Below are 17,008 nucleotides of genomic sequence, written 5' to 3'. Positions count from 1 at the left end.
TTCTGGTGCAAATGTTAAAAAGCTAGATCGTGCCGCAAACCTTTTCAATCAGCTCCGCAGGGAACTGCATCGACTGCATGATGTGCTCAATCATGCTGCATTTACGGCCGGTATTGGTATTGGTGATCACCCACCACGGTGTACCAGGAACCTGTTTCGGTTTGGTCTGATTACCGCTTTTCAGCAGCGTACGCGCATCTTCCGCGAAGTAAACGCGCGTGCGGCCGTGCAGAGACTCGGTGGCCTCGGCAAATGCTTTACTGTCCAGGGAGTAGAGGGTCGTCAACACCAGCATAAAACGGTTCACCGCGCGCTTCTGCTCGGCGTATTCATCAGATAACAGCATCTCGCGCATGGCGCGGACTTTATCTTTCACCGGGTTAGCGGGTTTCACCTCAGCGACAGGCGCTGGCGCCAGCGTCGGCGCGGCTTTGCTGACCGGTGTAGCCGGTTGGGAAACGGCGGAAAATTTTAGCATACGCCGTAAAATGTCGGATGCGCTCTCGCCGATATGCAGAGTGTGGCTGGCAATATAGCGATAGAGTTCATCATCAACTTCAATTGTTTTCATCTTAATCCAGTGCGATATCTTTTCTGAATACAAATCGTTGGGATTATAAGTACAAATCCCAACCGCGGATAGCGTCAAACCAGGATGGCGGTAAAACTCAGAAAACTTCTGGGTCTTGCAGCCGGATGGCAGAATGTCCAACATAATACCCTAACCCGACGGAGCGAAAAAAAGAACTTTGCCATGAAATTAAATAGCCGAGCGCAATCTGCACAGAATCCGCACAACCACTCCCCGATCGTGCTGGTCCACGGTCTGTTTGGCAGCCTGGACAACCTGGGCATCCTCGCCCGCGACCTGATCGCCGACCATGATATTGTGCAGGTCGATATGCGCAACCACGGTTTGTCGCCGCGGTCGCCAGAGATGACCTACCCCGCCATGGCGCAGGATCTGCTTGATACGCTCGACGCGCACCAGATCGAGCGCGCCACCTTTATCGGCCATTCGATGGGCGGGAAAGCGGTAATGGCGCTTACCGCCCTGGCGCCTGAACGCATCAGCGGTCTGGTGGCGATCGATATCGCGCCGGTGGATTATCACGTTCGCCGCCATGATGAGATTTTCGCCGCTATCCGCGCCGTCAGCGAATCCGCCGCCAGCACCCGCCAGCAGGCGGCGCAGGTGATGCGCGAGCACCTGCAGGAAGAAGGCGTGATTCAGTTCCTGCTGAAATCATTCGTCGACGGCGACTGGCGCTTCAACGTGCCGGTGCTGTGGGACCAGTATCCGCATATCGTCGGCTGGGAAACCATCCCGGCCTGGCCGCACCCGACGCAGTTTATTCCCGGAGGCAACTCGCCCTATGTGACCGACGCCTACCGCGACGCGCTGCTGGCCCAGTTCCCGCAGGCCCGGGCCCACGTCATCGCCGGCGCCGGACACTGGGTCCATGCCGAGAAACCCGAGGCGGTGTTACGCGCCATCCGCCGCTATCTGACGAGCATCGCCGCCTGATTGGCTAAAATATGCCCGACCGCGCCGCAGAATGCCCGCGGTCGTTGGCGCAGCCGTTCGCCTGATGTATGATGGCGCGCTATCTGCGCCGGCTAGAGCCCGGCAGCTTGTTTCCCCGAAGTCACTCAGAATCATGGCAAAAGAACAAACGGACCGTACGACATTAGATTTGTTCGCAAACGAGCGTCGCCCGGGAAGACCGAAAACCAATCCGCTGTCGCGCGATGAACAACTGCGCATCAACAAACGTAACCAGCTGAAACGCGATAGGGTTCGCGGGCTGAAGCGCGTGGAGTTAAAACTCAACGCCGATGCGGTCGATGCGCTCAACGAGCTGGCGGAAGCGCGTAATATGAGCCGCAGCGATCTCATTGAAGAGATGCTGATGGCCCAGTTAACCGCCCTGCGCAGCCAGGGAAAAGTCTAACTTTCCGCGAAAAACCCGCATTCATGTAGCAGAGTGTGCAGTCGGGCGTGATTGCTGTTTCCGCGCCCTTGCCTGTTCTGCTATGATTGCCGTTATCTATGGGCATTGCGTCCCTACCACATCATTTAAGTTTCAAGAGGTTATTTTACTCATGGCAATCATCGGCATCTTTTTTGGCAGCGACACCGGCAACACCGAAAATATTGCAAAAATGATTCAAAAGCAGCTTGGTAAAGATGTTGCTGATGTTCACGACATTGCCAAAAGCAGCAAAGAAGACCTGGAAGCCCACGACATCCTGCTGCTCGGTATCCCGACCTGGTACTACGGTGAAGCGCAGTGTGACTGGGATGACTTCTTCCCGACGCTGGAAGAGATCGACTTCAATGGCAAACTGGTGGCGCTGTTCGGCTGCGGCGACCAGGAAGATTACGCAGAATACTTCTGCGACGCGCTGGGCACCATCCGCGACATCATTGAGCCGCGCGGCGCGACCATCGTCGGTCACTGGCCAACGGCGGGGTATCATTTTGAAGCTTCCAAAGGCCTGGCGGATGACGACCACTTCGTCGGCCTCGCCATCGATGAAGACCGCCAGCCGGAGCTGACCAACGAGCGCGTTGAGAAATGGGTGAAGCAGGTTGCCGAAGAGCTGCACCTCGAAGAAATCAAAAACGCCTGATGATTAAGCGGCGCAATCATTGAGTTGCGCCGCATTAATAGACAAAAGCAATCAAACTAATAGCTACAAGTTTTTAACTTTTAATCACATATCTGTACAATGTCCTCTGATTCTACGAGGCACGTGACGCAGTTTGTAGCTGGTGCCTCGTTTTTGACAGCAAACCAGGCCCGATGCTTGCAGTTTTCATTTACCAGTGGCAGTTCTATAATGAGACGCATTACGTCGGGTTAATTTCTGTATGACTTCCGTTGAAGGAAGTAGATCGTTTAGCAACAGGACAGATTCCGCATGACTGACAACAATACCGCATTAAAGAAGGCTGGCCTGAAAGTCACACTTCCTCGACTAAAAATCCTTGAAGTGCTGCAGGAACCGGATAACCATCATGTCAGTGCGGAAGACTTATATAAACGCCTGATCGACATGGGCGAAGAGATCGGTCTGGCGACCGTTTACCGCGTCCTCAACCAGTTTGATGACGCCGGCATCGTGACTCGTCATAATTTCGAAGGCGGAAAATCCGTTTTCGAACTGACCCAGCAGCATCACCACGATCACCTGATCTGCCTCGACTGCGGCAAAGTGATCGAATTCAGCGACGACTCGATCGAATTACGCCAGCGTGAAATTGCCTCCCGCCACGGCATCCGCCTGACCAACCACAGTCTGTATCTGTACGGTCACTGTGCGGAAGGGGATTGCCGCGAGGACGAACACGCCCACGACGCGGTGGAAAAATAATTCCCCGTTTCGCTGAGACTGAAAAGCCAACCTGCCGGTTGGCTTTTTTATGGGCGCCTCTGGCGCCCTTCCCGCACACGCCCCTGGGGTGACTTTCCTCATCCCCGCTTTGTCCGGAGAGTTGATATGGAACTTCGCCAGCGGGGCGATCTCTGTCCGGATCGGTCGTCGTCCCGTGCTGATGGGCATTACCGTGCTGGCCCTGCTCACCACCTGGCCGGTGATGCACTGGCTCACCGTCGCGCCCGATTTCACCCGTATGACGCTGGTCCTGCTATGGTTCTCGTTCTTCTTTGGCATGTATAACGGCGCGATGGTCGCGGCGCTTACCGAAGTGATGCCGGTACACGTCCGCACCGTGGGCTTTTCGCTGGCCTTTAGTCTCGCTACTGCCATTTTCGGCGACCTGACGCCAGCTATTTCCACCGCCCTGGTCGAGCTCACCGGCGATAAAAGCCCGCCGGGCTGGTGGCTAATGTGCGCCGCGCTGTGCGGATTCATTGCCACCGCGCTACTGTTCGTGCGGCTGAGCCGCGGCTATCAGCCGGCGGAGAGTCAGCGCAAAAAAACAAACGGGCGGAGATATGCCCCGCCCGTTTGCCGCTGTCGTCTGATTTAATGGGTCGTATTATTGCTGCGGATCTCCTTCCAGATCTGATCGCAGCGCGCTTTCACCGCCTGATCGTTGCCGGTGCGGGTGGCCTGAATACACTGTTGGTAATCCAGGACGCGAACGCTCTCCTGGTTGGCGAACTGCTGGTGCTGTTTATCCTTTTTCAGCACATTCAGTACGCTCTGGCAGGCTTCAATCTTGTCCGGATTCCCTTCCGCCGTATTAATACAGGCGCTATAGGCATCTTTCAGTTTGGTGTCTTCTTTCGGCGCCGGCGACGTGGTGCAGGCCACCAGGCCCGCTGCCATCATGGCAATAAGCAGCATTTTTTTCATTGTCGTTCTCCCAGAGGTGCGGCAGGCTCACGCCCGCCGCGCAGGCATCAGAAAATAGTGAACGGGGCGATAACCATGAACTTCACGTCGCGCTCATCCTGGAAGATGTTGCCGTAGCCGCCGCTCCAGCTCGGAATATCGGAATGGTTGTCGTATTGGGTAAAGTGCAGTTTGAACAGGGTGCCCTTCGCCCGCCCTTCCTGTACGGTATACATTGCATCCAGGCTATAGGCCGACTCTTTCAGGCGATAGTCAGGGTCATAGTACGCATCCGGAGAGGACATTCGGCCCGGCTTCGCATCCCAGGCGTAGACATAAGACGCGCCGAACGCCCAGCCCGGCATATCCCAGTTTTTCATGTCATACATCGCGCCAAAGAAGACCGCTTTTTCGCCGTTGGCGTTAAAGTCGGAGCGGTTATCCCACCAGATATCGAGACGACCATTGGAAGAGGCGTAGGTCGGGGTCATACGCTGCAGGAAGTAGCCCTGCTGGCCATCAGCCTTCACCCAGGTTCCCTCGAGACGCAGATCCAGGACATCCGCCACCTTATAACCAAAGGTTAACGCCTGCAGCCATGCGGTGCCATCATAGATGTCGTTGACCCCGCCGTTGCTGACCTTATCGCGGGTGCCGTAGAACTGGTAGCTGGTGCTCAGCGGCGCGCCGGCGACGTCAAACTTGTAGCTGGCTTTAGCAAAGTACTGATCGATATAGCCCTGAGCCTGACCAAATGCCGCCTCCAGCACCAGGTCATTTTTGAAATCATATTTAGCGCCGACGGAGTGGAGATAATCGACTTTGGTCTTCTTATCGTTCTGATAGAAATCGTCCATCTCGATATGCCATGGCGCTTTATACTCGTTCGTCCACATATAGGAGAAACTTAACGCGCCCGCCGTGCCATAGTCGAAGTTAGCCCCGGCCTCCGCCCCCTGATAGGTACCTGGCATAAAACTCCAGTGCGGGGCCAGCAGAGTCTGGCCGGTTGGCTGGATATAGCCCGCACGTGCCCACGCCGGACCATATTTGAATTTCGCTGCGGCTTTATACAGGCTGATGCCGCTCTTATCGCCGGAATAGTCTTCGTCATAGGCTTTGTTACGTGACGAGAAGGCAATTTCGTTCGGGTGACCGCTATCGCCGTTCTCCGCCATTTCAATCGCGGTAAACGCGGCAATATCAAGGCCAAACATATCGGCGGCATAGCCGGACTGGAAGTCCAGGTTGGCGTTCCAGGTGGAGTGGGAAAGGTTGGTTTTGTATTTGTCGCCGTCGGTCACATCTTTACGGTCACGCTCACGCTGCCAGTAATAGATACCGCCGGTTAAGGTTGAATCATCGATAAAGCCTGCTGCGCTGGCCTGTGGAGCCACAACCCAGCCCGACATCGCGGTGACGGCGGCAATAGCCAGCGCCAGCGTACTACGTTTGCCACTAAACGTACGCATGTGCATATCCTCTTTGACGTTTTAAAAGGCGAAGACCAGCGGTCAATCGCTAAAAAATAAATAAAACTGCAAAATGTGGGGCGGTAAAAAAGACCGCGAAACCACTGTAGATAGACTATTTTTCGTGACGCGAATTATCAATGTTTTTCGTGAGGCAAAGCTTAAGATTATGACAAAGCGCACATATTTTATGTCGTTTTGTTACAGTCTTATCTCTGATGATTTTGTTATGGAAGTCATTGCAAAATCAGGGAAAAACGCAATCATTGAAAGCGATTACATTGGTTTTATGTATGTGACAGGAAACATCAGAAGCGCTATTTATTACCGCGCAGAAACAGAATTAATTCGCATCGCGAAAATGAAAAGTTTAATTAGCTGATTCTGAAACAAAAAAAGCGCCGCTGGGAGCGACGCTTTGACAGAAAAGAAATGTTATTCGCCCGCTTTCGCCCAGGTATCACGCAGCCCGACGGTGCGGTTGAACACCAGATTGGTTGCGGTTGCATAGCGGCTGTCGAGGCAGAAATAGCCTTCACGCTCAAACTGGTAAGCTTTACCGGCTTCGGCCTGCGCCAGGCTCGGCTCCGCGTACCCCTGTTTGATCACCAGCGATTCCGGGTTGATCACTGCGAGGAAATCTTCCGCCGCGCCCGGGTTTGGCACGCTGAACAGACGATCGTAGAGACGGATCTCTATCGGCAGCGCATGCGCCGCGCTTACCCAATGGATCACGCCTTTGACCTTGCGGCCATCGGCCGGGTCTTTGCTCAGGGTGTCGGCATCGTAGGTGCAGAAGATGGTGGTAATATTGCCTTCGGCATCTTTCTCCACGCGTTCCGCTTTGATGACGTAGGCGTTGCGCAGACGCACTTCTTTACCCAGCACCAGACGCTTGTACTGTTTGTTGGCTTCTTCGCGGAAGTCCGCGCGATCGATCCAGATTTCGGCGCTGAACGGCACTTCACGACTGCCCATTTCCGGCTTGTTCGGATGGTTCGGCATCACCACCATTTCGCTTTCGCCCTGCGGATAGTTCTCGATAACCAGTTTCACCGGATCGATCACCGCCATCGCGCGCGGGGCGTTTTCGTTCAGATCTTCACGAATGCAGGACTCCAGCGACGCCATCTCGATGGTATTGTCCTGCTTGGTCACGCCGATGCGCTTGCAGAACTCACGGATGGATTCGGCGGTGTAGCCGCGACGACGCAGACCGGAGATGGTCGGCATACGCGGGTCGTCCCAGCCTTCCACGTGCTTCTCAGTCACCAGCTGGTTCAGCTTACGCTTGGACATCACGGTGTATTCGAGATTCAGGCGCGAGAATTCGTACTGACGCGGATGCACCGGGATGCTGATGTTGTCCAGCACCCAATCGTACAGGCGGCGGTTGTCCTGGAACTCCAGGGTACACAGCGAGTGGGTAATGCCTTCCAGCGCATCGCTGATGCAGTGGGTGAAGTCGTACATCGGGTAGATGCACCACTTGTTGCCGGTCTGATGATGCTCAGCGAACTTAATGCGGTACAGCACCGGATCGCGCATCACGATAAACGGCGATGCCATATCGATCTTCGCGCGCAGGCAGGCTTTACCCTCTTCGAAGCCGCCGCTGCGCATTTTTTCAAACAGCGCCAGGTTCTCTTCCACGCTGCGGTCGCGATACGGGCTGTTTTTACCCGGCGCTTTCAGGGTGCCGCGGTATTCGCGAATTTCATCAGGAGAGAGTTCATCAACATAGGCCAGACCTTTGTTGATCAGCTCAACCGCATATTGATGCAGCTGATCGAAATAATCAGACGAGTAGCATACGTCCCCGGACCAGTGGAAACCTAACCACTGCACGTCGTTTTTAATCGACTCAACGTATTCGATATCTTCTTTCACCGGGTTGGTGTCATCGAAACGCAGGTTGCATTGGCCCTGATAATCCTGGGCGATGCCGAAGTTCAGGCAGATGGATTTTGCATGGCCAATGTGCAGATAACCGTTCGGCTCCGGCGGGAAGCGAGTGTGAACGGTGGTATGTTTACCGGTAGCCAGATCTTCATCAATAATCTGACGGATAAAGTTAGTCGGGCGGGCTTCTGCCTCACTCATCACGGGTTCCTCAAAGCGTAAACAACGTATAACGGCACATGATCTTACAAGCAGGGCGTAGTGACAACTATTAGTTACGTAAAATAGGTATCAGAAGAGGATTATGGGGCCGATTGCTGGAAAAAAAAGCGGCGAAGGTTTCCCTTCGCCGCTGAGGCAAAAACTCGACTCAGGAGCCTTACTTGCCTTTAATCTCATACAGCGGCGTCTGGCCAGCAACGACCTTACCGCTCGCCAGTATCACCAGCGCGCTGTAGTCATCGCTGTTGCTGCAGACGACCGGACTGATCATTGAGCGCGCGTTGGCGTTGAGGAAGTCCAGATCCATTTCCAGAATCGGCTCACCCGCCTTCACGTCCGTGCCCTCTTCAACCAGACGTTTGAAGCCCTTGCCTTCCAGCGCCACGGTGTCGATACCCATGTGAACGACGATTTCCGCACCGTTGTTGGTTTCGAGGCAGAACGCGTGGTTAGTGTTGAAAATTTTCACCACGGTACCGGCGGCCGGGGCCACCACGATGTTGCTGGTCGGTTTCACCGCGATCCCGTCGCCGACGGCTTTGCTGGCGAAGGCTTCGTCCGGCACCTGCTCGAGGGCCACCACGTCACCGGTAATCGGCGAAACCAGCGACTCAACGGTCTTCGCGTTCGCTACCGCCTGCGGTTTAGCCGCGGGCGCTGCGGTGGCGACGTTGCCAGCCGGTGCGGCTGCCGCTGCCGCTACCGGGCCGCGGGTAACCACTTTTTTCATCTCATCGCCGATAGACTCTGCTTTCGCACCGACGATAACCTGGATGGTTTGCTTATTCAGTTTCACCACCCCGGACGCGCCGAGACGTTTACAGGCGGCGTCGTTCACCTTCGCCGAATCGCCCACGGTCAGACGCAGACGGGTGATACAGGCGTCAATGGCTTTCAGGTTGTCCGTTCCGCCCACCGCGGCGATATAGCTGGTCGCCAGCTGGGTCAGCCCCTCTTCAGTGTTGCTGTTGGCTTCTTCCGTTACCACGTCAGCGGCTTTGTCTTCACGACCCGGCGTTTTCAGGTTGAACATGCGGATCACCGCGCTGAACAGCAGGAAGTAGACGAAGAAGAACACCACGCCCATCACCAGCAGCATCCAGACGTTTTTGCTGGCGGCCGGCAGGCTGTACATCAGCACGTAGTCAATTGCACCTGCGGAGAAGGAGAAGCCCGCATGGATCCCGAGCGCCGTTGCGATGAACAGGCTGATACCGGTCAGCACCGCATGCAGGAGGTACAGCAGCGGAGCCAGGAACATGAACAGGAATTCCAGCGGCTCGGTTACCCCGGTCAGGAACGCGGTGATGGCCACGGACAGCAGCATACCGCCGACCATCGGACGACGCGCTTTCGGCGCCGCCAGATACATCGCCAGCGCCGCACCCGGCAGACCAAACATCATGATTGGGAAGAAGCCGGACATGAACATCCCCGCGGTGCCGTCGCCGGCGTAGAAGCGGTTGATGTCGCCGTGGAACACAGCGCCAGCGGCGTTAGTGAACTCACCAATCTGGAACCAGGCGATAGTGTTCAGCACCTGATGCAGACCGGTTGGGATCAGCAGACGGTTGATGAAACCAAAGATACCGGAACCCAGCGCCCCTGCGGAGACGATCCATTCGCCGCCAGAGTGGATAGCGTGCTGCACCGGCGGCCAGACGTAGCCGAAGATCGCCGCGAGGATCAGACAGAAGAAGCCGGTGGCGATCGGCACGAAGCGTTTGCCGCCGAAGAAGCTCAGGAAGTCCGGCAGCTTGATGCCGGCCCAGCGGTTGTATACCGCCCCTGCCACCAGACCGGTAATGATACCGGCCAGCACGCCCATATTGATTTCCGGGTTGATGGTGACCATCGCTTTGGTCATCACGAAATACCCTACCGCACCGGCCAGCGCCGCAGAACCGGCGTTATCCTTGGACCAGCTTGATGCCACACCAATTGCGAAGATCAGCGCCAGATTATCGAAGATCGCCCCACCCGCTTGCGCGATGAAGGGTACATTCAACAGGTCTGGTTGCCCGAAACGCAGCAGCAATGCCGCGACCGGCAGCACTGCGATAGGGAGCTGCAACGCCCTACCCAGTCGCTGAAAGAAACCTAAAATATTCATCTTATTCCCCCTATGAGACCCCGATGAGGCTCATTTCAAAGCCACTTTTTTATTGTGTAACAAGGTCGGTTTTATCACTTACCGGCAAAGTGTGTGAAAAATTAATTCGTATCGCAAATTAAACGGGTATTTTTTGTGATAATTATCACCAAATATCGTATTCCCTCCTCCCTTGCACTGGCTAACAACGAAAACTTATTTTATCATTCAAAAAATCAACACGGATTGACCCCGGTCGGCGCAGTTGCTGCAATACTCTCCTTAGAGTGCTGGCGCCAATCCGCCAGAATCTACTTTGACTATAGAGGTGAAGAATGAGACTGATTCCCCTGGTAACCGCTGAGCAGGTCGGTAAATGGGCTGCCCGCCATATCGTTAACCGCATTAATGCATTTAAACCAACCGCGGACCGTCCGTTCGTCCTGGGTCTGCCAACCGGTGGTACCCCGCTGACCGCCTACAAGGCGCTGGTTGAAATGCATAAAGCAGGCCAGGTTAGCTTCAAGCACGTCGTCACCTTTAACATGGATGAATACGTTGGCCTGCCGAAAGAGCATCCGGAAAGCTATCATAGCTTTATGCACCGTAATTTCTTTGACCACGTTGATATTCCGGCAGAAAATATCAACCTGCTGAATGGTAACGCGCCGGACATCGATGCGGAATGCCGTCGCTATGAAGAAAAAATTCGTTCCTACGGTAAAATCCACCTGTTCATGGGCGGCGTGGGCAACGATGGTCATATCGCGTTTAACGAACCGGCCTCTTCTCTGGCGTCCCGCACCCGTATTAAGACCCTGACCCATGAAACCCGCGTAGCGAACTCCCGCTTCTTCGACGGCGATGTGGATCTGGTGCCGAAATATGCGCTGACCGTCGGTGTGGGCACCCTGCTGGACGCAGAAGAAGTGATGATTCTGGTGCTGGGTCATCAGAAAGCGCTGGCGCTGCAGGCGGCGGTAGAAGGTAACGTCAACCACATGTGGACTATTACCTGTCTGCAGCTGCATCCGAAGGCGGTGATCGTCTGCGACGAACCGTCCACCATGGAGCTGAAAGTGAAGACGCTGAAATATTTCAACGAATTAGAAGCTGAAAATATTAAAGGTCTGTAATGTAGTCCTTCCCGCGCCCTGGCGCGGGATCATCTTTTTCTTTGTACGCACCATCATGTCGGCGGCAAACGAACGAACGCTGACCTGATGAGGCGTATATACCGGGGGTCGTAATGTATGCATTAACCCAGGGCCGGGTTTATACCGGTCATGAAATTCTCGATGACCATGCGGTTGTTATCGCTAATGGCTTTATCGAACGTCTTTGTCCGCTGGCAGATTTGCCGTCTGACATCGAGCAGCGCTCAGTCAACGGCGCAATAATCGCCCCCGGTTTTATCGACGTCCAGCTCAACGGCTGCGGCGGCGTGCAGTTTAACGACAGCCCAGAGGCGGTCACTGTCGAAACGCTGGAGATCATGCAGAAGGCCAACGAACGCTCAGGCTGCACCAGCTTCCTGCCGACGCTGATTACCTCCAGCGACGATCTGATGAAGCAAGGCGTGCGCGTGATGCGCGAATATCTGCAAAAACATCCGAACCAGGCGCTGGGCCTGCATCTCGAAGGGCCGTGGCTGAATATCGTTAAGAAAGGCACCCACAATCCGGACTACGTGCGTAAACCGGACGCGGCGCTGGTCGATTTCCTGTACGACAACGCCGATGTGATCACCAAAGTGACCCTCGCCCCTGAGCGCGTTGAGCCAGAAGTGATCCGCAAACTGGTCGCCGCCGGGATCGTTGTCTCCGCGGGCCACTCCAACGCTACGCTGAAAGAGGCGAAAGTCGGCTTCCGCGCGGGCATTACCTTCGCCACCCACCTGTATAATGCGATGCCGTACATTACCGGCCGCGAACCGGGTCTTGCCGGGGCGATTTTTGACGAGCCGGATGTCTACTGCGGTATCATCGTCGACGGGATGCACGTCGATTACGCCAACGTGCGCAACGCCAAGCGCCTGAAAGGCGACAAGCTGTGCCTGGTCACCGACGCCACCGCGCCGGCGGGGGCGAATATTGACCAGTTCATTTTTGCCGGGAAAACAATATACTACCGCAATGGGCTGTGCGTAGATGAAAACGGCACCCTCAGCGGATCTTCGCTGACCATGATTGAAGGGGTGCGTAATCTGGTTGAGCATTGCGGCGTGGCACTGGACGAAGTATTGCGCATGGCGACGCTCTATCCTGCGCGCGCTATCGGCGTGGACAAGCAGCTCGGCAGCATTGCGCCGGGCATGGTCGCTAACCTGACCGCCTTTACACGCGATTATAAAATCACCAAGACCATCGTTAATGGTAACGAGGTCGTCACTGAGTAAGTAAAAGTATGACAGCAGGCGGACAAGCTCAAATTGGTAACGTTGACCTCGTAAAACAACTGAACAGCGCGGCCGTGTACCGCCTGATTGACCAGCATGGGCCCATCTCGCGCATTCAGATAGCCGAACAAAGCCAGCTTGCCCCTGCCAGCGTGACCAAAATCACGCGTCAGCTTATTGAGCGCGGCCTGATCAAAGAAGTCGATCAGCAGGCCTCCACCGGTGGCCGTCGCGCTATCTCTATCATCGCAGAAACTCGCAACTTCAACGCCATCGGCGTGCGGCTTGGCCGCTATGACGCCACTCTGACCCTGTATGATTTAAGCAGCAAGACTCTGGAAGAGGAGCACTTCCCGCTGCCCGAGCGCACCCAGGAAACGCTGGAACACGCCCTGCTGAATATCATCGCCACCTTTATCGAAAACTGTCAGCGCAAAATTCGCGAGCTGATCGCTATCTCAGTGATCCTGCCGGGCCTCGTCGACCCGGAAAGCGGCGTGATCCGCTATATGCCGCATATTGCGGTGGAAAACTGGGGCCTGGTCGGGGCGCTGGAGAAACGCTTCAACGTTACCTGCTTTGTTGGCCACGATATCCGCAGCCTGGCGCTGGCCGAGCACTATTTTGGCGCAAGCCAGGATTGCGAAGACTCCATTCTGGTGCGCGTGCACCGCGGTACCGGGGCGGGGATTATCTCCAACGGGCGCATTTTTATCGGCCGCAACGGCAACGTTGGCGAAATTGGCCATATTCAGGTCGACCCGCTGGGCGAACGCTGCCACTGCGGCAACTTCGGCTGTCTGGAGACCGTCGCGGCCAATGCCGCCATTGAACAGCGGGTTCGCCACCTGCTGGAGCAGGGCTACCAGAGCCGTCTGACGCCGGATGACTGCACGATCAAAACTATCTGCAAAGCGGCCAACAAGGGCGATGCCTTGGCCTGCGAGGTGATTGAGTACGTGGGGCGCCACCTCGGGAAAACGATCGCCATCGCCATTAACCTGTTCAACCCACAAAAAATCGTCGTCGCCGGCGAAATAGTGGAAGCTGAAAAGGTCCTTCTTCCGGCCATCGAAGGCTGCATTAACGCCCAGGCGCTTAAGGCGTTTCGTAAGAACCTGCCGGTGGTGCGCTCCACCCTCGATCACCGCTCTGCAATCGGCGCCTTCGCGCTGGTCAAACGCGCCATGCTTAATGGCACGCTGCTGCAGCGTTTGCTTGAGAGCTAATCGCCCCTTTTCTGATAGCGCGTCACCTTGATACGGGCGGGCCTCGCCCGTCAGAGGTGTGAAACCTCATCGATGACGCGTATAGTTTCGTCTTTGTTAATGATTCTGGACCCACCATGACCATTCAAAACATAATTTGTGATATTGACGGCGTACTGATGCACGATAACGTCGCCGTTCCCGGCGCAGCCGAGTTTATCAAGCGCATCCTCGATAAAGGCATGCCGCTGGTAATGCTGACCAACTACCCGTCGCAAACCGGCCAGGATCTGGCGAACCGTTTCGCCACCGCTGGAATTGATGTTCCGGATAGCGCCTTTTACACCTCAGCGATGGCCACCGCCGATTTTCTGCGTCGCCAGGAAGGCAAAAAAGCCTACGTGGTGGGAGAAGGGGCGCTGATCCACGAGCTGTACAAAGCCGGCTTTACCATTACCGATGTGAACCCGGATTTTGTCATCGTCGGAGAAACTCGCTCCTTTAACTGGGAAATGATGCATAAGGCCGCCTTCTTCGTCGCCAACGGCGCCCGCTTCATTGCCACTAACCCGGATACGCACGGTCGCGGCTTCTACCCTGCCTGCGGCGCGCTGTGCGCCGGGATCGAGAAGATCTCCGGCCGTAAGCCGTTTTACGTCGGCAAACCCAGCCCGTGGATCATCCGTTCAGCGCTGAATAAAATGCAGGCTCACTCCGAGCAGACGGTGATTGTCGGCGATAACCTGCGCACCGATATACTGGCCGGTTTCCAGGCGGGGCTGGAGACTATTCTGGTGCTCTCCGGCGTCTCCACCCTCGACGATATCGACAGCATGCCGTTCCGCCCGTCGTGGATTTACCCTTCCGTCGCGCAAATCGATATTTTCTGATGCCAACCACGTCGCAGGACGTGGTTTTTCATTTCTAGCGCCCTTCAGAATTACCTCATCTAATAAAAACGGCCTATAAATACGAATTCCTCAATAAAGCCGTTCAAAAGATACTCTTTTTTCACTGTTCAACAATCACGGTTGCGTTTTTTCTTTTTCCGGCCGCAAACCCCTTGCGCCTGCTCCCCCTTTACGGCATTTTCTTAAGCACGCACTCAGGCTTCGCCACGAGACGAAGCCAGCACAACATCAAACACGACAGGGTAATGGAGAAGGCTATGTGTTCTATTTTTGGCGTACTGGATATTAAAACTGACGCAGGCGAGCTGCGTAAAAAGGCGCTGGAGCTTTCCCGCCTGATGCGCCACCGCGGTCCGGACTGGTCTGGCGTATATGCCAGCGACAAAGCGATTCTGGCGCACGAGCGCCTGTCGATTGTCGACGTCAACGCCGGGGCCCAGCCGCTGTACAACGCCGAAAAAACCCATGCGCTGGCCGTTAACGGCGAGATCTACAACCACCAGGCGCTGCGCGCGGAGTATGGCGATCGCTACCAGTTCCAGACCGGCTCCGACTGCGAAGTGATCCTCGCGCTGTATCAGGAAAAAGGCCCGGAGTTCCTCGACGATCTGCAGGGAATGTTCGCCTTCGCCCTGTACGACAGCGAAAAAGACGCGTACTTAATTGGCCGCGACCATATCGGCATTATCCCGCTGTATATGGGCCATGACGAACACGGCAACTTCTATGTCGCCTCCGAAATGAAAGCGCTGGTGCCGGTATGCCGCACCATTAAAGAGTTCCCGGCGGGCAGCTACCTGTGGAGCAAAGACGGCGAAATTCGCCAGTACTATCAGCGCGACTGGTTTGATTACGACGCGGTGAAAGACAACGTTACCGATAAGAACGAGCTGCGCCAGGCGCTGGAAGAGTCGGTGAAAAGCCACCTGATGTCCGACGTGCCTTACGGCGTGCTGCTCTCCGGCGGTCTTGATTCATCGGTCATCTCGGCTATCACCAAGAAATTCGCCGCCCGTCGCGTCGAAGATCAGGAGCGTAGCGAAGCCTGGTGGCCGCAGCTGCACTCTTTCGCGGTCGGTCTGGAAGGCTCTCCTGACCTGAAAGCGGCGCAGGAGGTGGCCAACCACCTCGGCACCGTGCACCACGAAATTCACTTTACTGTCCAGGAAGGGCTGGATGCCATCCGCGACGTTATCTATCACATCGAAACTTACGATGTGACCACTATTCGCGCCTCGACGCCGATGTACCTGATGTCGCGGAAAATTAAAGCCATGGGCATCAAAATGGTGCTTTCCGGCGAAGGTTCGGACGAAGTGTTCGGCGGCTACCTCTACTTCCATAAGGCGCCGAACGCCAAAGAACTGCACGAAGAGACGGTGCGTAAGCTGCAGGCGCTGCATATGTTTGACTGCGCCCGCGCCAACAAAGCGATGTCCGCCTGGGGCGTGGAGGCCCGCGTGCCGTTCCTCGACAAGAAGTTCCTCGACGTCGCGATGCGCATTAACCCGCAGGATAAGATGTGCGGCAACGGCAAAATGGAAAAACACATTCTGCGCGAATGCTTTGAATCCTACCTGCCGGCCAGCGTCGCCTGGCGCCAGAAGGAGCAGTTCTCTGACGGCGTCGGCTACAGCTGGATCGATACCCTGAAAGAAGTGGCCGCCAAACAGATCAGCGACCAGCAACTGGAAACCGCAAGCTTCCGCTTCCCGTACAACACGCCGACCTCCAAAGAAGGCTATCTGTACCGCGAGATCTTCGAAGAGCTGTTCCCGCTGCCGAGCGCGGCGGAGTGCGTCCCTGGCGGTCCGTCGGTGGCCTGCTCTTCAGCGAAAGCCATTGAGTGGGATGAAGCGTTCAAAACCATGAACGATCCATCAGGCCGCGCGGTCGGTGTCCACCAGTCGGCCTACAAATAAGCCCAGACGGGCGGTGAAACGCAAAACGGACCCTCCGGGGTCCGTTTTCTTTTTGCCGGATTTATACCGCTGAAAAACGATAAATAACCAATAATTGCCGAATATTCCAGCGAGCTGTTCGCAACCTAACCAAACAGTCACATTACAACGATTTTCCTTGAAAAAGAGGTTGACGCTCGCAGGCCCAATACGCATAATGCGCCCCGCAACGCCGATAAGGTTACGCGAAAAAAAGATGGCTACGTAGCTCAGCTGGTTAGAGCACATCACTCATAATGATGGGGTCACAGGTTCGAATCCCGTCGTAGCCACCATCTTTTTTGCGGGAGTGGCGAAATTGGTAGACGCACCAGATTTAGGTTCTGGCGCCGCAAGGTGTGCGAGTTCAAGTCTCGCCTCCCGCACCATTCACCAGTTAGCGTTGTACGGATGGGGTATCGCCAAGCGGTAAGGCACCGGTTTTTGATACCGGCATTCCCTGGTTCGAATCCAGGTACCCCAGCCATATTTCTTCGATATTTGCGGTTCACCGCGACGGTATTGGGGTATCGCCAAGCGGTAAGGCACCGGTTT

Annotated in this window: 16 protein-coding genes and 3 tRNA genes; 14 read left to right on the top strand and 5 right to left on the bottom strand. The window is 55.5% G+C overall.

Annotated elements, in window-relative coordinates; genetic code table 11:
* Positions 1–22: 22 nt before the first annotated feature.
* Positions 23–571: a replication initiation negative regulator SeqA gene (gene seqA, locus HMPREF3140_RS25080; protein ID WP_002894771.1), complete on the bottom strand. Its 549-nt coding sequence runs from the start codon at positions 569–571 to the stop codon at positions 23–25.
* A gap of 183 nt (positions 572–754) precedes the next feature.
* Here seqA and ybfF point away from each other — a divergent pair, with 183 nt between their 5' ends.
* From ybfF to HMPREF3140_RS25050, 5 genes are all read left to right on the top strand, one after another.
* Positions 755–1,528: an esterase gene (ybfF, locus tag HMPREF3140_RS25070; RefSeq protein WP_004152229.1), complete on the top strand. Its 774-nt coding sequence runs from the start codon at positions 755–757 to the stop codon at positions 1,526–1,528.
* Positions 1,529–1,661: 133 nt separating this feature from the next.
* Positions 1,662–1,955 carry a LexA regulated protein gene (gene ybfE, locus HMPREF3140_RS25065; RefSeq protein ID WP_032411057.1) on the top strand — a complete coding sequence of 98 codons (294 nt, stop codon included), beginning with the start codon at positions 1,662–1,664 and terminating at the stop codon, positions 1,953–1,955.
* Between the two features lie 151 nt (positions 1,956–2,106).
* A complete protein-coding gene (gene fldA / locus HMPREF3140_RS25060) occupies positions 2,107–2,637 on the top strand; it encodes a flavodoxin FldA (protein WP_002894765.1) in 531 nt (176 codons plus the stop codon).
* Between the two features lie 291 nt (positions 2,638–2,928).
* Positions 2,929–3,381 carry a ferric iron uptake transcriptional regulator gene (gene fur / locus HMPREF3140_RS25055; RefSeq protein ID WP_002894761.1) on the top strand — a complete coding sequence of 151 codons (453 nt, stop codon included), beginning with the start codon at positions 2,929–2,931 and terminating at the stop codon, positions 3,379–3,381.
* Between the two features lie 121 nt (positions 3,382–3,502).
* Positions 3,503–4,000, top strand: a complete 498-nt coding sequence (locus HMPREF3140_RS25050) for an MFS transporter (protein ID WP_032423930.1) — start codon at positions 3,503–3,505, stop codon at positions 3,998–4,000.
* Here HMPREF3140_RS25050 and chiQ read toward each other — a convergent pair.
* Positions 3,997–4,329: a ChiQ/YbfN family lipoprotein gene (chiQ, locus tag HMPREF3140_RS25045; protein ID WP_002894759.1), complete on the bottom strand. Its 333-nt coding sequence runs from the start codon at positions 4,327–4,329 to the stop codon at positions 3,997–3,999. The two genes, HMPREF3140_RS25050 and chiQ, sit on opposite strands and share 4 nt — an antisense overlap.
* Before the next feature lie 47 nt (positions 4,330–4,376).
* The gene (chiP, locus tag HMPREF3140_RS25040) at positions 4,377–5,780 is read right to left on the bottom strand and encodes a chitoporin ChiP (protein WP_004152230.1); all 1,404 of its coding nucleotides are present in this window, start codon (positions 5,778–5,780) and stop codon (positions 4,377–4,379) included.
* 229 nt (positions 5,781–6,009) lie between these two features.
* Here chiP and HMPREF3140_RS29685 point away from each other — a divergent pair, with 229 nt between their 5' ends.
* Positions 6,010–6,162: a hypothetical protein gene (locus HMPREF3140_RS29685; RefSeq protein WP_411298111.1), complete on the top strand. Its 153-nt coding sequence runs from the start codon at positions 6,010–6,012 to the stop codon at positions 6,160–6,162.
* 53 nt (positions 6,163–6,215) lie between these two features.
* Here HMPREF3140_RS29685 and glnS read toward each other — a convergent pair whose 3' ends face one another.
* Both glnS and nagE read right to left on the bottom strand, forming a co-directional pair.
* The gene (gene glnS / locus HMPREF3140_RS25030) at positions 6,216–7,883 is read right to left on the bottom strand and encodes a glutamine--tRNA ligase (protein ID WP_070553155.1); all 1,668 of its coding nucleotides are present in this window, start codon (positions 7,881–7,883) and stop codon (positions 6,216–6,218) included.
* Positions 7,884–8,061: 178 nt separating this feature from the next.
* Entirely contained in the window at positions 8,062–10,017 is a 1,956-nt protein-coding gene (nagE, locus tag HMPREF3140_RS25025) for a PTS N-acetyl glucosamine transporter subunit IIABC (RefSeq protein ID WP_004147599.1), read from the bottom strand.
* Between the two features lie 314 nt (positions 10,018–10,331).
* On the opposite strand from nagE, the gene nagB reads away from it, so the two are divergent.
* The 8 genes from nagB (at position 10,332) to HMPREF3140_RS24985 (ending at position 16,940) form a co-directional block, all read left to right on the top strand.
* A complete protein-coding gene (gene nagB / locus HMPREF3140_RS25020) occupies positions 10,332–11,132 on the top strand; it encodes a glucosamine-6-phosphate deaminase (protein WP_002894749.1) in 801 nt (266 codons plus the stop codon).
* A 113-nt stretch (positions 11,133–11,245) separates the two neighbouring features.
* A complete protein-coding gene (nagA, locus tag HMPREF3140_RS25015; protein WP_032411053.1) occupies positions 11,246–12,394 on the top strand; it encodes an N-acetylglucosamine-6-phosphate deacetylase in 1,149 nt (382 codons plus the stop codon).
* An 8-nt stretch (positions 12,395–12,402) separates the two neighbouring features.
* Positions 12,403–13,623, top strand: a complete 1,221-nt coding sequence (gene nagC, locus HMPREF3140_RS25010; protein ID WP_002894742.1) for a DNA-binding transcriptional regulator NagC — start codon at positions 12,403–12,405, stop codon at positions 13,621–13,623.
* A 116-nt stretch (positions 13,624–13,739) separates the two neighbouring features.
* The gene (locus HMPREF3140_RS25005) at positions 13,740–14,492 is read left to right on the top strand and encodes an HAD-IIA family hydrolase (protein WP_032411051.1); all 753 of its coding nucleotides are present in this window, start codon (positions 13,740–13,742) and stop codon (positions 14,490–14,492) included.
* A gap of 278 nt (positions 14,493–14,770) precedes the next feature.
* A complete protein-coding gene (gene asnB, locus HMPREF3140_RS25000; protein ID WP_002894734.1) occupies positions 14,771–16,435 on the top strand; it encodes an asparagine synthase B in 1,665 nt (554 codons plus the stop codon).
* 237 nt (positions 16,436–16,672) lie between these two features.
* Positions 16,673–16,749: transfer RNA gene (locus HMPREF3140_RS24995), tRNA-Met, on the top strand.
* Between the two features lie 8 nt (positions 16,750–16,757).
* A tRNA-Leu gene (locus HMPREF3140_RS24990) sits at positions 16,758–16,842 on the top strand.
* A 23-nt stretch (positions 16,843–16,865) separates the two neighbouring features.
* Positions 16,866–16,940: transfer RNA gene (locus tag HMPREF3140_RS24985), tRNA-Gln, on the top strand.
* The last annotated feature ends 68 nt before the right edge of the window (positions 16,941–17,008 follow it).

The organism is Klebsiella sp. HMSC16A12 (assembly GCF_001808265.1).
Taxonomy (GTDB): Bacteria; Pseudomonadota; Gammaproteobacteria; order Enterobacterales; family Enterobacteriaceae; genus Klebsiella; species Klebsiella pneumoniae.
This window is presented reverse-complemented; position numbering and strand designations above follow the sequence as displayed.